This window comes from Citrobacter sp. R56 (assembly GCF_016811995.1).
In the GTDB taxonomy this organism is placed as follows: Bacteria; Pseudomonadota; Gammaproteobacteria; order Enterobacterales; family Enterobacteriaceae; genus Citrobacter_D; species Citrobacter_D enshiensis.
In genome coordinates, this window is sequence record NZ_CP069159.1 from 742,233 (window position 1) to 761,504 (window position 19,272).

Below are 19,272 nucleotides of genomic sequence, written 5' to 3' on the forward strand. Positions count from 1 at the left end.
TGGAACGATTATTTAATGCCGTCTGTCGCCATACGATCGCGAATATGTTGCGCACGTTCGGCAGACGCAGGGTGATCGTCAAACATAGAGCTTTGACGGCCCGCTTCTAACTTCGCCAGTTTCTCAAAACTGGTGGCCAGCCCCAATGGATCAATCCCACGTTTGCGCAACAGATCGTACGAATAGTCATCCGCTTCGGACTCCTGGCGCTGGGAGAACTGCGAGTTCACCAGTTTTTCGCCAAGATCGCCCAATTGCGATTGTGACAGGCTACCGACGATACCGCCCGCAGAGGCTGCGGCGACGCGAACGGCGTTAGTGCCCAGCGCAACCTGCATCCCTTTCTTCACGTGACCGAGCGCAACGTGCCCCATTTCGTGGCCGATCACCGCCTCGACTTCGTTGTCGGTCATCATATCCATCAGTCCGCTATAGACACGAATACAGCCGTTGGCCATCGCAAACGCGTTCACGTCTTTCGCCATATACACTTTGTAGTTCACCGGCTGCCCGTTGATGTTGTCACCGAGCGCGGACGCAATTTTGCTCAGACGTTTAGCGTATTCACTGCTGGCCGGGGCGATGGTTGCTTTACCGTCCATCTCCTGGCATGCCTGGTCGCTCAGTGTTTTGATCTGCGCATCACTCAGGCTATAGGCCTGCAAGGCTTCACTACCAGACGTCATCAGCCCGCCTGAATCCATGTTCTGACAACCGGTCAGAGCGAATGCAATTCCACAGGCTAGTAATGCAGAACGAATTTTCATTGTGATTATTCCACGTTAATGATTATTGCCATCATCTGAAATTTCCCGCTGTTGAAGAGCAGGGAATTTAGACAAAGTATAAAGAGAATCCTTATAAATGAGCGAGTAGATTGCGCAACATACATGCGTGTTCAGGAGATTTCCGAAACGGCAAAAGGATGCTCCATGTACATGGCACGCGGCTTGGGTTACATTGTTGGCACTTTTTTCCGGCGTAGCCCAAAACGCGCGGTCGTCAAGTCGTTTGGGTATGGCCTTCATCATCCGATCTGGAGTCAAAATGTCCTCACGTAAAGAGCTTGCCAATGCTATTCGTGCGCTGAGCATGGACGCAGTACAGAAAGCCAAATCCGGCCATCCGGGTGCCCCAATGGGTATGGCTGACATTGCCGAAGTCCTGTGGCGTGATTTCCTGAACCACAACCCGCAGAACCCGTCCTGGGCTGACCGTGACCGCTTCGTGCTGTCTAACGGCCACGGCTCCATGCTGATTTACAGCCTGCTGCACCTCACCGGCTATGATCTGCCGATGTCTGAGCTGCAGAACTTCCGTCAACTGCATTCCAAAACCCCGGGTCACCCGGAAGTGGGTTACACCGCAGGTGTTGAAACCACTACGGGTCCGCTGGGTCAGGGTATTGCTAACGCAGTCGGTATGGCTATCGCAGAAAAAACGCTGGCAGCGCAGTTCAACCGTCCGGGCCACGACATCGTTGACCACTTCACTTACGCCTTCATGGGCGATGGCTGCATGATGGAAGGTATCTCTCACGAGGTATGTTCCCTGGCCGGTACGCTGAAACTGGGTAAACTGGTTGCGTTCTACGATGACAACGGCATTTCTATCGATGGTCATGTTGAAGGCTGGTTCACCGACGATACTGCTAAACGTTTCGAAGCCTACGGCTGGCACGTGGTACGTGGTGTTGATGGTCATGATGCGGAAGCGATTAAACGCGCAGTAGAAGAAGCGCGTGCTGTGACCGACAAACCGTCCCTGCTGATGTGCAAAACCATCATCGGTTTCGGTTCCCCGAACAAAGCCGGCACGCACGATTCTCACGGTGCGCCGCTGGGCGATGCAGAAATTGCACTGACCCGTGAGCAACTGGGCTGGAAACACGCACCGTTCGAAATCCCGTCTGAAATCTACGCGCAGTGGGATGCCAAAGAAGCAGGTCAGGCGAAAGAGTCCGCATGGAACGAGAAATTCGCCGCTTACGCGAAAGCCTTCCCGCAGGAAGCTGCTGAATTCACCCGTCGTATGAAAGGCGAAATGCCGTCTGACTTCGATGCGAAAGCGAACGAGTTTATCGCTAAGCTGCAGGCTAACCCGTCCAAAATCGCCAGCCGTAAAGCGTCTCAGAATGCGATCGAAGCGTTCGGTCCTTGGCTTCCAGAATTCCTCGGCGGTTCCGCTGACCTGGCACCAAGCAACCTGACCCTGTGGTCCGGTTCTAAAGCGATCAACGAAGATACTGCCGGTAACTACATCCATTACGGTGTACGTGAATTCGGTATGACCGCGATTGCCAACGGTATCTCCCTGCACGGTGGTTTCCTGCCGTACACCTCGACCTTCCTGATGTTCGTGGAATACGCACGTAATGCCGTACGTATGGCTGCGCTGATGAAACAGCGTCAGGTAATGGTCTATACCCACGACTCCATCGGTCTGGGCGAAGATGGCCCGACTCACCAGCCGGTAGAGCAGGTGGCTTCTCTGCGTGTGACCCCGAACATGTCCACATGGCGTCCGTGTGACCAGGTTGAATCCGCGGTAGCGTGGAAATATGGCGTTGAGCGTCAGGACGGCCCGACCGCCTTGATCCTTTCCCGTCAGAACCTGGCGCAGCAGGATCGTACCGAAGAGCAACTGGCGAACATCGCTCGCGGTGGTTACGTGCTGAAAGATTGCGCGGGCCAGCCAGAGCTGATCCTCATCGCCACTGGTTCTGAAGTTGAACTGGCCGTGGCTGCATGGGACAAACTGTCTGCGGAAGGTGTTAAGGCACGCGTGGTTTCCATGCCGTCTACCGACGCGTTCGACAAGCAGGATGCCGCTTACCGTGAATCCGTACTGCCGAAAGCTGTTTCCGCACGTGTTGCTGTGGAAGCCGGTATCGCAGACTACTGGTTCAAATATGTGGGCCTGAACGGCGCCATCGTCGGCATGACCACCTTCGGTGAGTCTGCGCCGGCTGAGCTGCTGTTTGAAGAGTTCGGCTTCACCGTTGACAACGTCGTTGCCAAAGCGAAATCGCTGCTGTAATCACGCCGTTATCGTTAAAAACGGGTCGCTCAGGCGGCCCGTTTTTTTTTGAACTTTCAGGATAAAGATAACGGGAATGGGGTTAACAATTGACCTTGCTCAAGGCGAACCACCCGGGGAAAGTGACGCTGTGTAAATGCTGCGTCATGGCTAATCGCCACCACGCTGGTGTCCCGCTGGCGGCAAACCGCGAGCCAGTTCTCGAAGACAGCCAGCCAGTGTGCGTCAAAGTCCCGGCTGGGTTCATCCAGCATCAGAATGGCGGGAGTCATTGCTTCAAGGCTTGCAACGGCGACCATTCGGCGCTGCGCCGTATGCAGATCCAGCGGATGCGCATCGGCAACATCGTCTAACTGACACAAATGCAACGCAGCGGCGGTGCGTTGCGCAACTTCATATGGCGGCCGTTTTTGTAACCGCAATCCAAAGGCGACTTCGTCTGAGACCTTGCTGTGAAACAGTTGGTTTTCGGCTTCCTGAAACAGGACGCCGAACACGTTTGCTCGTTCACGGTTTTTCAGTTGCGCAATCGGTCTTCCCTGAAGGAGGACAGAACCGGATGACGGGGAGAGCAACCCGGCCATCACTCGCAGCAGCGTGGATTTACCCGCGCCATTATCACCGGTCATCGCCAGCCATTCGCCTGTTTTGATCTCCAGTGAGATTGCCCGAAGACAATCGTCCGACGCGCCCGGCCAGCGATAATTAACTTCAGTTAGCCTTAGCATTGTGCCGACAATTCTCCGTTATGAAGCTGCCAGCTGTGCTGGCAATAGGTGAGAAAAGGCTCGGGCTTGCGCTCGAAAAGGATAATCAGCGCCTGTTGCGCCTTCGCCCAGTCCTGCAAACGCTCCAGCAGCAACTGGGTGGCGTGTGCGGTTAAACGGCTGAAGGCTTCATCAAGGATCAAGAGCGTCGGTTGCATCGCCAGTGCACTGGCAATCACCACCCGTTGCGTCTCCCCGCCGGAGAGCGTACCGGGATGGCGATGGCGTAGTGTCTGACACGCTGTCAGAGTAAGCGCATGGTCGATGCGGCGCATGATTTCCGCTTCGCTGAGCCCGAGATTTTCCGGGCCAAAGGCAACTTCTTCTTCCACGCTAAAGGTACAACCGGAAAGCTGCAGGTAAGGCGACTGCTGGACGAGCTGAATGGTTTGCGACTGCTCCACCAGAGACCGCTCGCCGATTGGCGCACCCAGAAGGGAGCCTTTGCCCGCAATCTCGCCGGGCAGAAAGTCGGGATACCAGCCAGCCATCAGTTGAGCCAGCGTGCTTTTCCCGCTGCCGTTATCACCAAAAATTGCCACCATGCCGGGTTCCGCGTAGTGGAAATTAAACCTAAACGCAGGGCGCGTGGTTTGTGTTGGGTGGTAGCAAAACTGTTCTAGCGTAACCATATCCAGACTCCTGCTTCCGCCAGCATGAGAAACACCATACTGTAGCGAGCCAGACGCTGAAACGTACTGTCCGCTGGTGCCCATAGCGTGGTACGGCGTCGGTGTAAACGAAACGCCCGCATATCCAGTGCTGCGCCGCGTACCGCCAGATCGTTGAGGGCATTATGTGTCAGAGGAACAATCAGCGCTGGCATGGCGCGAAGCCGCTGATACCAGCCTCCATCCAGCGGCACACCGCGTGCGCGTTGCGCTTCGTGAATGATCGCCAGTTGTTGCCTGAGCTGTTCTACCACCAGCAGCGGCCCCGCAAACAGGTAGGCGACCCCTGGGGGTAAACGAGACGCAAACAGCGCGCGGATAAACTGGCGAACCGGCACGTACTGCATCCAAAGTTGTGACGTGGAGACTATCGCCAGAATCCGCAGCCACAACGTGATGGCTTGTGCCCAGCGCTGCGGGTCGCGCGGCTTGCCGCTGATCCACTCGCTCAACCACCCACCGTGCACGAGCCACAGGCCAAATCCCAGCGAAAGCATCAGCCACGCAACGTATTTTGCCCGCTGGCGTGTGGCCTTCACCCCCGCTAAACAGAGAAAGGCGGTTCCGCTGTAGAGCGGAAGTATGACGTCAGTGGGCAGCAGTAACGTGGAGCAGGCTGCCAATGCCCACAGGGTTAACGAGGTGAACGGGTGCATTAGCGCACGGCAGACATCGTTGGGAAATGGCGTGTAGTGCGAAGCGGCAACTGTCGCAATAGCATCCAGACGATGACCGCCGTCAGGATCTTATCGACCAGATTGGCGCCCAGCACGGTTATGGCGACAGACTCCACCAGATTCTGGCCGACAGAGTGCATCCAGGCGATGAACAGATCGGCGCCGCTGCCGGTCACGCCGCCAAAGAGTGCGGTACGCAAGGGCACGGCAACCAGCGTGACCGCCAGCGTAATCACCACGCCGCTGGCCACGACTTTCGGTAATGTGCGAAACCAGCCTGCCCGTGCCAGCCATCCTGCGACCAGACCTATGACCATGGCGACAGGCGCGAATGCCGCCGCAATAGGATCGGTCAACAATCCCCACAGTAGATTGGTCAGTAATCCGGTCAACATACCGATGACAGGACCTAACAGCACTGCGCTTATCAGGGTGCCGATAGAATCGAGAAAAATGGGCAGTTTTAGCATGCTGATGAGCTGTCCGCCGATCATATTGATGGCTATAGAAATCACTATCAGCACCAGCGACTGGCTGGAAAATTGACGATGCGCCATAAAGAACCTCTTACCAGGTGAAGGATTAACGGGGGAAATAACCAGTTCGTCATAGTGGGACACCGCACAAGGCTGGCGGCTAAACGCCAGTGCGGTCAGCTCGCCGATCACCAGTTCAAGCGTGGTGCGAACGGTGCAGCCAGGCATCATATGGCCGCCCAGCATGGCGCCTTTTGGGTCTGAGACGCAGAGATGCAGATGTTCGCCAGCGAGTTCGAGCGTGCCGCTTAACGAGATCACTTCATAGGTTCCGCGAAGCAGTGTGGTGTCTTCCTGTCCGGCGTACCGCAGGGCGACGTGGGTCAGACTGCCGGTGCAACCTGCAATCCAGGCGGCTTGCAGCTGGTGTTGATGTATAAACGCATGTAACTGTGTGAAGACTTCCTGACCGGGAAGCAAACGCAGCGCATAAAACCGTGCTTCAGACGAGGGGAGATGAGATGTAGTCATATTTTGGGGGACTCCGAGACTCGGACGTAAAGCTGATAATATAGACGCTGGTGGCTGTGCTTCCTGATATAAATCAGGATTTCTAACGTGACAACGAAAAGATCTTGCTACGCTTATTCGCAATTCTGGAATATGGAATAAAACGGACGTGTGTGGGGGCTGAAATGTGACGTAAGTCAGATAACTGCGTTCTTTGGCTGGACAATCATTCCTTTTATTCCTCGTTTCGCTTATTCTAGCTGAAGCGTTTCAGTCGATTAAATGTTCGACAAATAATCAATCAGTCGCAGTTTGCGACAGGTAAGGTTTTCCTCGACGATTTGCTGGATTACTCTGTCAGCCTCATTTGAATCGGGATAGCCTTGCAGGAGACCTATGACCGTACGCGTAGCGATTAATGGCTTTGGTCGCATCGGGCGTAATGTGGTTCGTGCTTTGTATGAATCCGGACGTCGGGCGGAAATCACCGTGGTGGCAATCAACGAGCTGGCGGATGCTGCAGGCATGGCGCATTTGTTGAAATATGACACCAGCCATGGACGTTTTGCCTGGGATGTTCGCCAGGAGCGCGACCAACTCATTGTTGGCGATGATGCTATTCGCATTTTGCACGAACGGAGTATCGACGCGCTTCCCTGGCGTGAACTGGGTGTTGATATTGTGCTGGATTGCACCGGCGTTTACGGCAACCGCGAGCACGGCGAGGCACATATCGCCGCTGGCGCAAAGAAAGTGCTCTTTTCACATCCTGGCAGCAACGATCTCGACGCCACCGTGGTATTTGGCGTGAATCAGGAACAGTTGCGGGCTGAACACCACATTGTCTCGAATGCCTCCTGCACGACCAATTGCATTATTCCGGTCATCAAGTTGTTGGATGATGCTTATGGCATTGAGTCCGGAACCGTCACCACGATCCACTCGGCTATGCACGATCAACAGGTGATTGATGCGTATCATCCTGACCTGCGGCGTACGCGAGCCGCGAGCCAGTCGATTATTCCGGTTGATACCAAATTGTCCGCCGGTATTACGCGAATTTTTCCGCAATTCAACGATCGATTCGAAGCGATTGCTGTTCGCGTTCCGACCATAAATGTGACGGCGATCGACTTAAGCGTGACGGTGAAAAAACCAGTAAAAGCCAATGAAGTCAATCAGTTGCTGCAAAAAGCAGCACAAGGTGCATTTCATGGTATAGTTGACTATACGGAATTACCGTTGGTCTCGATAGATTTTAACCACGACCCGCACAGTGCCATCGTTGATGGGACTCAAACACGCGTGAGTGGTGCGCACCTGATTAAGACTCTGGTCTGGTGCGATAATGAATGGGGCTTTGCTAACCGAATGCTCGACACAACGTTAGCTATGGCTGCTATTGGTTTCAGGTAAGGCGCGTGAGCGCTTGCAAAACTTTAAGAATCAACGAGAGGATTCACCATGTCTGTAATTAAGATGACCGATCTGGATCTTGCTGGTAAACGTGTTTTTATCCGTGCGGATCTGAACGTACCAGTTAAAGAAGGGAAAGTAACCAGCGACGCGCGTATCCGTGCTTCCCTGCCAACCATCGAACTGGCCCTGAAGCAGGGTGCAAAAGTGATGGTAACTTCCCACCTGGGTCGTCCTACCGAAGGCGAGTACAACGAAGAATTCTCTCTGCTGCCGGTTGTTAACTACCTGAAAGACAAACTGTCTAACCCGGTTCGTCTGGTAAAAGATTACCTGGACGGCGTTGAAGTTGCAGCCGGTGAACTGGTGGTTCTGGAAAACGTTCGCTTTAACAAAGGCGAGAAGAAAGACGACGAAGCACTGTCCAAAAAATACGCTGCATTGTGCGACGTATTCGTCATGGATGCCTTCGGTACGGCTCACCGTGCACAGGCTTCTACTCACGGTATCGGCAAATTCGCTGACGTAGCGTGCGCAGGCCCGCTGCTGGCTGCTGAGCTGGACGCACTGGGCAAAGCACTGAAAGAACCGGCTCGCCCGATGGTAGCTATCGTTGGTGGTTCTAAAGTTTCTACCAAACTGACTGTTCTGGACTCTCTGTCTAAAATCGCTGACCAGCTGATCGTTGGCGGTGGTATCGCCAACACCTTCGTTGCTGCTCAAGGCCACAACGTCGGCAAATCCCTGTATGAAGCTGACCTGGTTGATGAAGCAAAACGTCTGCTGACCATCTGCGACATCCCGGTTCCGGCTGACGTTCGCGTAGCGACTGAGTTCTCTGAATCCGCGGCGGCTACCCTGAAATCTGTTTCTGACGTTAAAGAAGACGAGCAGATCCTGGATATCGGTGATGCTTCTGCACAGCAACTGGCTGAAATCCTGAAGAATGCAAAAACCATTCTGTGGAACGGTCCGGTAGGCGTGTTTGAATTCCCGAACTTCCGTAAAGGCACTGAAATCGTTGCTAACGCCATTGCAGACAGCGAAGCATTCTCCATCGCTGGCGGCGGCGACACGCTGGCTGCTATCGACCTGTTCGGTATCGCTGACAAGATCTCCTACATTTCCACTGGCGGCGGCGCATTCCTCGAATTCGTGGAAGGCAAAGTACTGCCGGCAGTAGCTATGCTCGAAGAGCGCGCTAAGAAGTAAGTCATTTAAGGGCAGGGAAACCTGCCCAATTTTCAGCGCGCTTTGCAAGCACGCACCATTTTCTAAGGCCCGACGATACAGGACAACGAAACATGTCTAAAATTTTTGATTTCGTAAAACCAGGCGTAATCACTGGTGATGACGTACAGAAAGTGTTCCAGGTAGCAAAAGAAAACAACTTCGCTCTGCCAGCAGTTAACTGCGTCGGTACCGACTCCATCAATGCCGTTCTGGAAACCGCTGCAAAAGTAAAAGCGCCGGTAATCGTTCAGTTCTCCAACGGTGGTGCTTCTTTCATCGCGGGTAAAGGCGTGAAGTCTGACGTTCCTCAGGGCGCAGCAATCCTGGGTGCTATCTCTGGTGCGCATCACGTTCATCAGATGGCTGAACACTACGGTGTTCCGGTTATCCTGCACACTGACCACTGCGCGAAGAAACTGCTGCCGTGGATCGACGGTCTGCTGGATGCGGGTGAAAAACACTTTGCTGCTACCGGCAAGCCGCTGTTCTCTTCTCACATGATCGACCTGTCTGAAGAGTCTCTGGAAGAGAACATCGAAATCTGCTCCAAATACCTGGCGCGCATGTCCAAAATCGGCATGACCCTGGAAATCGAACTGGGTTGCACCGGTGGTGAAGAAGATGGCGTGGACAACAGCCACATGGACGCTTCTGCACTGTACACCCAGCCGGAAGACGTTGATTACGCGTACACCGAGCTGAACAAAATCAGCCCGCGTTTCACCATCGCCGCTTCCTTCGGTAACGTACACGGCGTCTACAAGCCAGGTAACGTGGTTCTGACTCCGACCATCCTGCGCGACTCTCAGGACTATGTTTCTAAGAAACATAACCTGCCGCACAACAGCCTGAACTTCGTCTTCCACGGCGGTTCCGGTTCTACTGCTCAGGAAATCAAAGACTCCGTCAGCTACGGCGTAGTGAAAATGAACATCGATACCGACACCCAATGGGCGACCTGGGAAGGTGTTCTGAACTACTACAAAGCGAACGAAGCTTACCTGCAGGGCCAGCTGGGCAACCCGAAAGGCGAAGATCAGCCGAACAAGAAATACTACGATCCGCGCGTATGGCTGCGTGCTGGTCAGGCAACCATGATCACCCGTCTGGAGCAGGCTTTCACTGAACTGAACGCGGTTGACGTTCTGTAATGTAAGCCATTCTGCATGACACGAGGCCCGCATTTGCGGGCCTTTTTTATGATGAATTCAAGATACTGTCAGTACAGAATGTGTGATCAACTTGGCAGAATCCGTCCTTTTTGTTTACTCTTGTCAAACTGCCAGTCTTTTGGGACCGGCTTTATTTCTCCCGTTTGGGTAAGCAAAAAAGGAATAGTGAATGGAAGATCTCAATGTTGTCGACAGCATTAACGGTGCAGGCACCTGGCTGATTCGCAACCAGGCATTACTGCTGAGTTATGCCGTTAACATCGTTGCTGCAATCGCTATCATCATCGTCGGGATGATCGTGGCGCGTATCGTGTCGAATACCGTGAACCGTCTGATGGTTGCGCGTCAAATTGATACGACGGTCGCGGACTTTCTCTCTGCGCTGGTTCGTTACGGTATCATCGCCTTTACGCTGATTGCGGCACTGGGTCGCGTTGGGGTTCAGACCGCCTCCGTCATTGCTGTACTGGGTGCCGCAGGTTTAGCCGTTGGTCTGGCGCTGCAGGGGTCTTTGTCAAACCTCGCGGCAGGGGTATTGCTGGTGATGTTCCGTCCTTTCCGTGCCGGTGAGTATGTTGATCTGGGCGGCGTCGCGGGATCGGTACTTAACGTGCAGATTTTCTCCACCACCATGCGCACCCTGGACGGTAAAATCGTGGTGATCCCGAACGGTAAAATCATCGCCGGAAATATTATTAACTTTTCCCGTGAGCCGGTTCGCCGTAACGAATTTATTATCAGTGTGACCTATGACTCCGATATTGATCAGGTGAAAAAGATCCTGACCGATATCATTCAGTCTGAAGATCGTATTCTGAAAGACCGTGAAATGACGGTACGCCTGAATGAACTGGGCGCGTCATCGATTAATTTCGTGGTGCGTGCCTGGAGCAACAGCGGCGATCTGCAAGAGGTGTATTGGGATGTACTGGAACGCATTAAGCGTGAGTTTGATGCGCAGGGCATTCGCTTCCCGTCGCCGAAAATGGACGTCAACTTCAAGCGCGTGAAAGAGAGCGCGGCAGAGTAATTTTTACGTTCGCGTATGGCCTGATGGCGCTGCGCCATCAGGCCTGGAAAGCCAGTCTTTCGTTGGCTGGATAAAGCGTTAGCGGCCATCCGGCATTTTCTCCTCGCTGCATTAATTCCTCTAATCTGTGATTAAAATTATCAATTTCCGCTAATGATTTTGCCGCGCTATAGTCTGCGTTAAAGATGAATTGCTCGGGATATCTAACGTGTTGTCTTATTATTTTCAAGGGCTTGCGCTCGGTGCGGCCATGATTCTGCCGCTTGGCCCACAGAATGCGTTTGTCATGAATCAGGGGATTCGTCGGCAGTATCACCTGATGATTGCCTTACTTTGCGCTGTCAGCGACTTACTGCTGATTTGTGCGGGGATCTTTGGCGGCAGCGCATTGTTAATGCAGTCGCCGTGGCTGATGGCGCTGGTCACCTGGGGTGGTGTGGCTTTTCTCCTGTGGTATGGCTTCGGCGCGTTAAAAACGGCAATGAGCAGTAACCTGGAACTCGCCAGCGCGGAAGTGATGAAACAGGGGCGCTGGAAAATCATCGCCACCATGCTGGCGGTAACCTGGCTGAATCCACATGTTTATCTGGATACCTTTGTGGTGCTGGGGAGTCTGGGTGGACAGTTAGATGTCGAACCCCGGCGCTGGTTCGCTCTCGGTACGGTAAGCGCGTCATTTCTTTGGTTCTTTGGTCTGGCACTGCTGGCCGCCTGGCTGGCGCCGAGATTGCGTACCGCCAAAGCCCAACGCACGATCAATATTCTGGTGGGTCTGGTGATGTGGTTTATCGCTTTTCAACTGGCAAAAGAAGGTGTTGCGCACGTTCATGCCCTCTTTATTTAGGCCTGGTCTGATAGACAATATGCAGATACCCGCTAAGCTTGCCTGCATGCGCCCTGAGTTTCAGGGCGATTAACGAAACATGGAGGAGCGACAGTGAAGTTCAAAATGATGGCCCTGGCGGCATTAGTCGGATTCAGTGCAATCTCGGTACAGGCAAATGAATTACCTGCCGGACCGCACATTGTGACCTCCGGTACAGCAAGTGTGGACGCGACCCCAGATATCGCTACCCTGGCGATTGAAGTGAATGTTGCGGCGAAAGATGCGGCAACCGCCAAGAAGCAGGCGGACGAGCGCGTGGCGCAGTATCTTTCCTTCCTTGAGCAAAATCAGATAGCGAAGAAAGATATCAGTTCAGCCAACCTGCGCACGCAGCCGGACTACGATTATCAGAATGGTAAAAGTGTCCTGAAAGGCTACCGCGCGGTGCGTACCGTTGAAGTGACTCTGCGCCAACTGGATAAACTTAACGCCCTGTTGGATGGCGCACTGAAGGCCGGTTTGAACGAGATCCGTTCCGTCTCGCTGGGTGTTGCGCAGCCGGAAGAATATAAAGACAAGGCGCGTAAAGCGGCGATTGACGATGCAATCCATCAGGCTCAGCAGCTGGCGGCGGGTTTTAACAGCAAGCTGGGACCGGTCTACAGTGTGCGCTACCACGTCTCCAACTATCAGCCCAGCCCGGTGGTACGGATGATGAAAGCGGATGCGGCGCCAGCTGTGTCGGCTGAGGAAAGCTATGAGCAGCCAACCATCCAGTTTGGCGATCAGGTCGATGTGGTATTCCAGCTGGAACCTACCGCAGGGCAGCAACAGGCAACTCCCCCTAAAGCCCAATAATCTACAGAACCCGGCGCCACTGCCGGGTTTTTTAATTCTTTCCTTATTTTCCGCATTTATTCTGTGAGCAACTGTAAAAGTGGGACGCCGCATCCAGTCTTTTTTTTCGACAGAATGAGGATATGCCATGGTGATTTTATGAGGTGACTATGGATATCTTTATTTCAAAGAAGATGCGTAATTTCATTCTGTTGGCGCAAACCAATAATATTGTCAGGGCGGCGGAAAAAATACATATGACGGCCTCTCCCTTTGGCAAAAGCATTTCGGCGCTGGAGGACCAGATTGGTTACACGCTGTTTACCCGCAAAGATAACAGCATCAGCCTGAACAAAGCGGGGCAGGAGCTGTATCAAAAACTTTTTCCGATTTATCAGCGTTTATCTGCAATCGATAACGACATTCAGCACTCGGCCCGACGCTCGCGCAATATTGTGATCGGAATTGACAATACCTATCCCACCATTATTTTCGACCAACTAATAAGCCTCGGCGACAAGTATGACGGCGTGACCGCGCAGGCCGTTGAATTTAGTGAAAATGGGGTGATCGATAACTTGTTCGACAGGAAGCTCGATTTTATTCTTTCGCCGCAGCAGGTTTCAGCCCGCGTCCAGCAGCTGGACAATCTCACCGTGACAGATCTGCCGCCGCTGCGTCTGGGGTTTTTGGTCTCCCGACGTTATGAAGAGAGGCAGCCGCAGGAACTCTTACAGGAGTTACCCTGGCTACAAATGCGCTTCCAGAACAGAGCCAATTTTGAAGCAATGCTGGATGCGTACATGCGCCCGTGTGGGATTAGCCCTACGATTATCTATCGGCCTTACAGTTTTATGGCGAAGATCAGCGCCGTAGAGCGCGGGCAGTTTTTGACGGTAATACCGCATTTTGCCTGGCGTCTGGTGAATCCGGCAAAACTCAAGTATTTCGACGCGCCGCACAGCCCGATGTATATGCGTGAGTTTCTCTATTCCCTGAAGAACCATCGTTATACCGCCACGATGCTTCAGCAAATTGCCGAAGATCGTGACGGTACCGCGAACTAACCGAGCATTGAACCGCTTTCCTGCAGGTTGCGGTGGAGATCAAACGCGTGACTAAGATCGTGATGGATATGCCCGCCGGGGGCATTTTCCAGATAACGGTGCAGATAATCCCGGTACAGCGGATGCGCGCAGTTGTCGATAATCGTGCGCGCGCGCTGAAGCGGGGATAACCCGCGCAAATCAGCAATACCTTGCTCGGTAATGATGACCTTAACGCTGTGTTCACTGTGATCAACGTGACTGCACATCGGGACAATCGTTGAAATCTTCCCGCCTTTTGCAATAGACGGCGCCATGAAGATAGACAAATAGGCGTTGCGTTCAAAATCGCCGCTGCCGCCGATGCCATTCATCAGATTGACACCGGCAATATGCGTCGAGTTGGCGTGGCCATAAATATCAAACTCAAGACCGACATTCAGCGCAATTACCCCCAGACGGCGAATAATCTCCGGATTATTGGAGATCTCCTGTGGCCGGAGCACGATGCGGCTGGCGAAGAAATCCATATTGTCGTAAATCTTCTGCAGCGAATTAGCCGAAACGGTCAGGCTGGATGCACTGGCACCGGTAATTTTCCCCGTCTCCAGCAGATGCACCACCGAGTCTTGCAGTACCTCGGAATACATCATAAACGGCGGGATCTCCGGATTTTCGCCAAGTCTCGCCATGACCGCATTGTTAATATTGCCAACCCCGCTTTGCAGGGGCAGAAATTCAGGTGGAATGCGCTGATTCACGATTTCATTGAGTAAGAACGTCACGACGTTGTCGGCAATTTGCTGGCAGGTCGGGTTTTCTTTTGTCGTCGTGTTTCCGGCGTCGGGTAATTCGGTTTCCACCAGGGCGACAATCTTTTTGGGATCAATCTGCACACAATGGCTGCCTACGCGATCCATGGTATGAAAAATAGGTACGCTATTGCGCCTCGGCGGCGCGCCGGGAATGACGATATCGGCCAGCTCGGAAACCCGCGGGCTATGGTAGTGATTCAGTTCTATGATCACTTTTTTCGCCCGCAGCAGCCAGGTTGGCGCATTGCCGATCCCGCTGGAAAGCCAGACCCGGCCATCCGGCGCAATCGACGAGGCCTCGATCACCGCAATGTCGATGTCGCCAAAGAAGCCGTAATTGACCATTTGCGCCACTTCGCTCAGATGCAGATCGACAAAATTAACCTGCCCCTGATTGATTTTTTCCCGCAGGCCGGCGGAGGTCTGATAGGGCGCTCGCCAGGAGACGGCGTCCGCCTCTGACAACGCGTCGTCTGCCGCCGCGCCGATAGAGGCACCGGTCAGTAGACGGATCTGAAAGGGCTGTTGTGCATCATGCTTTTCACTGGCGCGTCTGGCAATGGCGGCGGGCAGGGCTTTCGGCGATCCGGCCGGGGTAAAGCCGCTGAAGGCAACCATATCATCGTGCTGAATAAACTCCGCCGCTTCATCGGCGCTCATTCGTTTCATCCTGCGTTCCTTAGTTGGACGCTATTAATGACCGACAAAATTCGGTTTCCGTTTTTGCAGGAAAGCGTTCATCCCTTCCTGATAGTCCTCGCTGTCGTAAACGGCGCGGCGCATTCCCTGGATACGCTCAAATTCGTCGGAATTCATGGTGTGCGCTTCACCCAGTACGCGTAGCTCTTCCTTGATGACGGCAATAGCCAAAGGCGCTTTTTCTGAAATGTGGTGCGCTATCTGGAGGGTGAAATCTTCCAGCTCAGCGACATCGACCACATGGTTAAGAATGCCGACAGCTAGCGCCCGTTGTGCGGTAATAGGGGAGGCAGTAAAAATCAGCTCTTTGACGATATGGAAACCTGCGTCCCGCGTCAGGTTGTGAATGCCCACCAGGTTATACGGCACACCGAGATTGACCGGAGTCATCGAGAAGGTCGACGTGCTGGCGGCGATAATCAGATCGGAACTCATGATCATTTCAAACGCACCGCCCCAGACGCTGCCTTCGACCATGGAAATCACCGGTTTGGGATATTTTTGGATCATGCGGGTGATCTGGCGCAGCGGATCGTCATAAGAGAGCGGATCGCGCCGTCCGGTGGGCAGCTCGTGAATGTCATGGCCCGCCGAGAAGACTTTTGCCCCGCTGGGGGCGCGCAAAATAATGCAACGAATGTCTGGTCGATTCAGGTCGCTCAGCGCCTGCATTAAATCGTCCATAAAGACTTTACTCAGGGCGTTGAGTTTACGGGCATAGTTAAACTCAATAACCGCAACTTTATGGATAATGACAACGTTAACATATTGATAAGACATAAAAGTTCCTTTATTCAAAATACTGATGCTGAAGAAATTCGTTGATGTGACGCAGGCCGGTACGCGGTGACAGGTCATTGTTTTTGACCGCCTGCAGCATTTGATGGAAATAACGATCAAATTCGGTACGGGTGAAGAGCAGGCGCAGCGCCGATTCTTCGGTCTGTTTTTGCAGCCAGTCGACCGACTGCTGCTGGCGAACTTGCGCCAGCCGACCGCTGGCGGTGAGTGCGGCTCTGAAGTCGGCGATGGTCTGCCAGATCTCTTCAATGCCGCGTTTTTCAAGTGCGCTGCAGGCCAGAACCTGTGGCTGCCACTCTTCGTACTTGCGGCGTAAAATGTGCAACGCGGAGTCATACATATGGCGGGCAATGGCGACGTTGGGGCGATTGTCGCCATCATCCTTGTTGATGACGATCAGGTCCGCCATTTCCATGATCCCCTTTTTGATCCCTTGCAGAGAGTCGCCGCCGCCCGCGATTTGCAGCGAGACAAAGCAGTCCACCATGCGGGCGACTTCAATTTCTGACTGACCCACGCCAACGGTTTCGACAATGACCACATCGAAGCCCGCCGCTTCGCAGAGCAGAATCAATTCGTGAGCGCGCTGGCTGGTTCCACCCAGATGCCCGCTGGAGGGCACCGGGCGAATAAACGCGGCATCGGAGCGCGCCAGTTCCGTCATGCGGGTTTTGTCACCGAGAATACTGCCGCCGCTCACCGGGCTGCTCGGGTCGACGGCGATCACCGCCACCCGCAGGCCGTGGCGGATAAGCAACATGCCGAATGCGTCCAGAAAGGTGCTTTTTCCCGCACCTGGCGTACCGGTAATGCCCAGACGCAGGGCATTGCCCGTGAACGGCATGATCGCATCCAGCAGTGTTGTACTCAGCACCTGATGCCCCGGATGACGGCTTTCTATCAGCGTCATGGCCTGAGCGAGCGTGGCGCGATCGCCCAGCCGTAATCGCCGGATAGCCTCTGCCAGTGTGGCGTCGTTAATCATGCTGTTGCCCAATGCGGGTCAACACATCGCGTACGCTTTCCAGCATGGGGGTGCCGGGACCATAAATTGCCGCGACGCCGCGTTCTTGCAGGAAAGCGTAATCCTGAGGCGGGATCACGCCGCCTGCCACGACTAAGATATCGTCGCGCCCCCAGTTTTTGAGCGCGGTCACCAGTTCAGGGATCAGTGTTTTATGCCCGGCGGCCAGCGACGATGCGCCTACCACGTGCACGTCGTTTTCGATCGCCAGACGGGCGATCTCTTCTGGCGTGGAAAACATCGGGCTGAGATCAACGTCGAAACCGAGATCGGAATAGGCGCTGGCGATCACTTTCGCGCCGCGATCGTGACCATCCTGGCCCATTTTGGCGATCAGGATCCGTGGGCGGCGGCCATGGTCGGTGAGAAACTGTTCGGTTTGCGCAAGGATAGCGTCGAACTCAGCGGCGGACTTGCTGGATTGATGATAGCTTTGCGCAATCACGCCGGTGACGCACTGGCTGGGGACCAGGTAACGGTCGAACGCCGTTTCCAGTGCATCGGAAATTTCACCCAGCGTGGCGCGAGCCCGGGCGGCAATCACTGCGGCGGCAAGCAGGTTTTCATTGTGTTGTGCGGCATGGGTGAGGGCGCCCAGTGCGGATTTGACCGCCGCGCCGTCGCGGGTGGCGCGGATGTGCTTCAGTGAGGCAATTTGCTCGTTGCGGACTTTAACGTTGTCAATTTCCAGCACTGACGTTTCATCTTCTTTCTCCAGCTTGTATTTGTTCACCCCGACGATCACCCGTTTGCCCTGATCGATCAGCGACTGTTCGCGAGCAGAAGCCTCTTCGATCATCCGTTTTGGCAGTCCGGCTTCGATAGCCTTCGCCATGCCGCCCGCCTCGTCGATTTGCTGGATGATCGCTCGCGCCTGCTTGACGACCTGATCGGTCAGCGACTCTACGTAGTAAGAGCCGGCCAGCGGATCGACGGTGCGACAAATTTCTGACTCTTCCTGAATAATGATTTGCGTGTTACGGGCGATACGCGCCGAAAAATCGCCAGGCAGACCTAACGCTTCGTCGAAGGCGTTGGTATGGAGAGACTGAGTACCGCCAAGCGTAGCGCCAAGCGCTTCAATGGTGGTGCGGATGACATTGTTATAGGGATCCTGCTCGGTCAGACTCCAGCCGGAGGTCTGGCAGTGGGTACGCAGCGCCAGCGATTTCGGGTTGGTCGCCCCAAAACTGCTGACCGCTTCGCTCCACAGATAACGTGCGGCGCGCAGCATGGCGACGTTCATAAACAGATCCATGCCGATCCCGAAGAAGAAGGATAGGCGGGGGGCAAAATCATCAATTTTCAGTCCTGCGGAGAGTGCCGCCTTGATGTATTCAATGCCGTCCGCCAGGGTGAACGCGACCTGCTGTACACAGTTGGCGCCTGCTTCACCCATGTGATAACCGCTGATACTGATGGTGTTGAAGCGCGGCATATTGCCCGAACACCAGGCAATGATGTCGGCGATAATGCGCATGGAGGGTTTTGGCGGATAAATATAGGTATTACGGCACAGGTACTCTTTCAGGATATCGTTTTGAATCGTGCCGGTGAGTTGTTCTGGTGTGACGCCCTGTTCTTCTGCAGCCACGATATAGAACGCCATTACCGGCAATACCGCGCCGTTCATGGTCATGGAGACGGACATCTTATCCAGTGGGATCTGGTCGAACAGGACTTTCATATCTTCCACGGTATCAATAGCGACACCGGCTTTACCCACATCGCCAGCCACACGTGGATTATCAGAGTCGTAACCGCGATGGGTGGCGAGATCAAACGCCACGGATAACCCTTTTTGCCCCGCAGCGAGGTTGCGACGGTAAAAGGCATTGGACTCTTTGGCGGTTGAGAAACCGGCGTACTGGCGAATGGTCCAGGGTTGCGCCGTGTACATGGTGGCGCGTGGGCCACGAACGTACGGCGGCAGGCCGGGGAGGGTATCCATTACTTCCAGGTTGTCGAGGTCGGCGGGGGTATATAACGGCTTGACGGCGATCCCTTCTGCCGTGTGGCGTACAAGATCTTCGACGGTTTTTTCCTGACGACTGAGTTCCTTATTGGCCAGCCGTTGCCAGTCCTGCAAATGTGACATGTGTTGCTCCGTATTACGCAATGGAATGGGTTCTTGCGAATACGGTGAGCTTTTTAACCTGCGCTGTCGCCAGCAAAAAATAGCCAACGACGCGTCGTTTTTTGCCGCCTGGGATTATTTATTTTGTGATGGATT

17 protein-coding genes and 1 pseudogene are annotated in these 19,272 nt (G+C 54.1%); 8 read left to right on the top strand and 10 right to left on the bottom strand.

Features of this window, described 5'->3' with window-relative positions; translation table 11 throughout:
* Nucleotides 1-8 precede the first annotated feature (8 nt).
* Nucleotides 9-767: a M48 family metallopeptidase gene (locus tag JM656_RS03585; protein ID WP_192613435.1), complete on the bottom strand. Its 759-nt coding sequence runs from the start codon at nucleotides 765-767 to the stop codon at nucleotides 9-11.
* Between the two features lie 280 nt (nucleotides 768-1,047).
* Between JM656_RS03585 and tkt the strand changes: the two genes are divergently transcribed.
* Nucleotides 1,048-3,039 carry a transketolase gene (gene tkt, locus JM656_RS03590; protein WP_203360038.1) on the top strand — a complete coding sequence of 664 codons (1,992 nt, stop codon included), beginning with the start codon at nucleotides 1,048-1,050 and terminating at the stop codon, nucleotides 3,037-3,039.
* A 56-nt stretch (nucleotides 3,040-3,095) separates the two neighbouring features.
* Here tkt and JM656_RS03595 read toward each other — a convergent pair whose 3' ends face one another.
* The 5 genes and pseudogenes from JM656_RS03595 to JM656_RS03615 all read right to left on the bottom strand — a co-directional run.
* The gene (locus tag JM656_RS03595; protein ID WP_203360039.1) at nucleotides 3,096-3,767 is read right to left on the bottom strand and encodes an ABC transporter ATP-binding protein; all 672 of its coding nucleotides are present in this window, start codon (nucleotides 3,765-3,767) and stop codon (nucleotides 3,096-3,098) included.
* On the bottom strand, nucleotides 3,761-4,438 hold the full coding sequence (locus tag JM656_RS03600; RefSeq protein ID WP_203360040.1) for an ABC transporter ATP-binding protein: 678 nt from the start codon (nucleotides 4,436-4,438) through the stop codon (nucleotides 3,761-3,763). Before JM656_RS03600 ends, JM656_RS03595 begins: the two co-directional genes overlap by 7 nt.
* The gene (locus JM656_RS03605) at nucleotides 4,426-5,133 is read right to left on the bottom strand and encodes an energy-coupling factor transporter transmembrane component T (RefSeq protein WP_203360041.1); all 708 of its coding nucleotides are present in this window, start codon (nucleotides 5,131-5,133) and stop codon (nucleotides 4,426-4,428) included. The genes JM656_RS03600 and JM656_RS03605 overlap by 13 nt, the downstream gene beginning before the upstream one ends.
* Entirely contained in the window at nucleotides 5,133-5,711 is a 579-nt protein-coding gene (locus JM656_RS03610) for an ECF transporter S component (RefSeq protein ID WP_203361210.1), read from the bottom strand. The genes JM656_RS03605 and JM656_RS03610 overlap by 1 nt, the downstream gene beginning before the upstream one ends.
* Before the next feature lie 33 nt (nucleotides 5,712-5,744).
* A pseudogene (locus JM656_RS03615) lies at nucleotides 5,745-6,161 on the bottom strand (PPC domain-containing DNA-binding protein); the annotation flags it as partial.
* 375 nt (nucleotides 6,162-6,536) lie between these two features.
* Between JM656_RS03615 and epd the strand changes: the two are divergent.
* The 7 genes from epd (at nucleotide 6,537) to JM656_RS03650 (ending at nucleotide 13,721) form a co-directional block, all read left to right on the top strand.
* Nucleotides 6,537-7,556 (top strand): erythrose-4-phosphate dehydrogenase, encoded by a 1,020-nt coding sequence (gene epd, locus JM656_RS03620; RefSeq protein ID WP_203360042.1) that lies wholly within the window; start codon nucleotides 6,537-6,539, stop codon nucleotides 7,554-7,556.
* A 48-nt stretch (nucleotides 7,557-7,604) separates the two neighbouring features.
* Nucleotides 7,605-8,768, top strand: coding sequence for a phosphoglycerate kinase (gene pgk, locus JM656_RS03625; protein WP_203360043.1), 1,164 nt, complete (start codon nucleotides 7,605-7,607; stop codon nucleotides 8,766-8,768).
* A 92-nt stretch (nucleotides 8,769-8,860) separates the two neighbouring features.
* Complete coding sequence (fbaA, locus tag JM656_RS03630; RefSeq protein WP_203360044.1) at nucleotides 8,861-9,940, top strand: class II fructose-bisphosphate aldolase; 1,080 nt, start codon at nucleotides 8,861-8,863, stop codon at nucleotides 9,938-9,940.
* A 190-nt stretch (nucleotides 9,941-10,130) separates the two neighbouring features.
* Complete coding sequence (locus JM656_RS03635) at nucleotides 10,131-10,991, top strand: small-conductance mechanosensitive channel MscS (protein WP_203360045.1); 861 nt, start codon at nucleotides 10,131-10,133, stop codon at nucleotides 10,989-10,991.
* A 208-nt stretch (nucleotides 10,992-11,199) separates the two neighbouring features.
* A complete protein-coding gene (gene argO, locus JM656_RS03640; protein WP_203360046.1) occupies nucleotides 11,200-11,835 on the top strand; it encodes an arginine exporter ArgO in 636 nt (211 codons plus the stop codon).
* A 93-nt stretch (nucleotides 11,836-11,928) separates the two neighbouring features.
* Nucleotides 11,929-12,675: an oxidative stress defense protein gene (locus JM656_RS03645; RefSeq protein WP_203360047.1), complete on the top strand. Its 747-nt coding sequence runs from the start codon at nucleotides 11,929-11,931 to the stop codon at nucleotides 12,673-12,675.
* Between the two features lie 149 nt (nucleotides 12,676-12,824).
* Nucleotides 12,825-13,721 (top strand): LysR family transcriptional regulator, encoded by an 897-nt coding sequence (locus tag JM656_RS03650; protein WP_203360048.1) that lies wholly within the window; start codon nucleotides 12,825-12,827, stop codon nucleotides 13,719-13,721.
* Here the strand turns inward: JM656_RS03650 and JM656_RS03655 are convergent.
* Genes JM656_RS03655 through scpA form a run of 4 tightly spaced genes read right to left on the bottom strand, consistent with a single transcriptional unit; the run spans nucleotide 13,718 to nucleotide 19,137 of the window.
* Nucleotides 13,718-15,184 carry an acetyl-CoA hydrolase/transferase family protein gene (locus JM656_RS03655; RefSeq protein WP_203360049.1) on the bottom strand — a complete coding sequence of 489 codons (1,467 nt, stop codon included), beginning with the start codon at nucleotides 15,182-15,184 and terminating at the stop codon, nucleotides 13,718-13,720. The genes JM656_RS03650 and JM656_RS03655 overlap by 4 nt on opposite strands.
* Nucleotides 15,185-15,208: 24 nt before the next feature.
* Entirely contained in the window at nucleotides 15,209-15,994 is a 786-nt protein-coding gene (gene scpB, locus JM656_RS03660) for a methylmalonyl-CoA decarboxylase (protein ID WP_203360050.1), read from the bottom strand.
* 10 nt (nucleotides 15,995-16,004) lie between these two features.
* A complete protein-coding gene (meaB, locus tag JM656_RS03665; protein WP_203360051.1) occupies nucleotides 16,005-17,000 on the bottom strand; it encodes a methylmalonyl Co-A mutase-associated GTPase MeaB in 996 nt (331 codons plus the stop codon).
* Nucleotides 16,993-19,137 carry a methylmalonyl-CoA mutase gene (gene scpA, locus JM656_RS03670; protein WP_203360052.1) on the bottom strand — a complete coding sequence of 715 codons (2,145 nt, stop codon included), beginning with the start codon at nucleotides 19,135-19,137 and terminating at the stop codon, nucleotides 16,993-16,995. Before scpA ends, meaB begins: the two co-directional genes overlap by 8 nt.
* Between the last annotated feature and the right edge of the window lie 135 nt (nucleotides 19,138-19,272).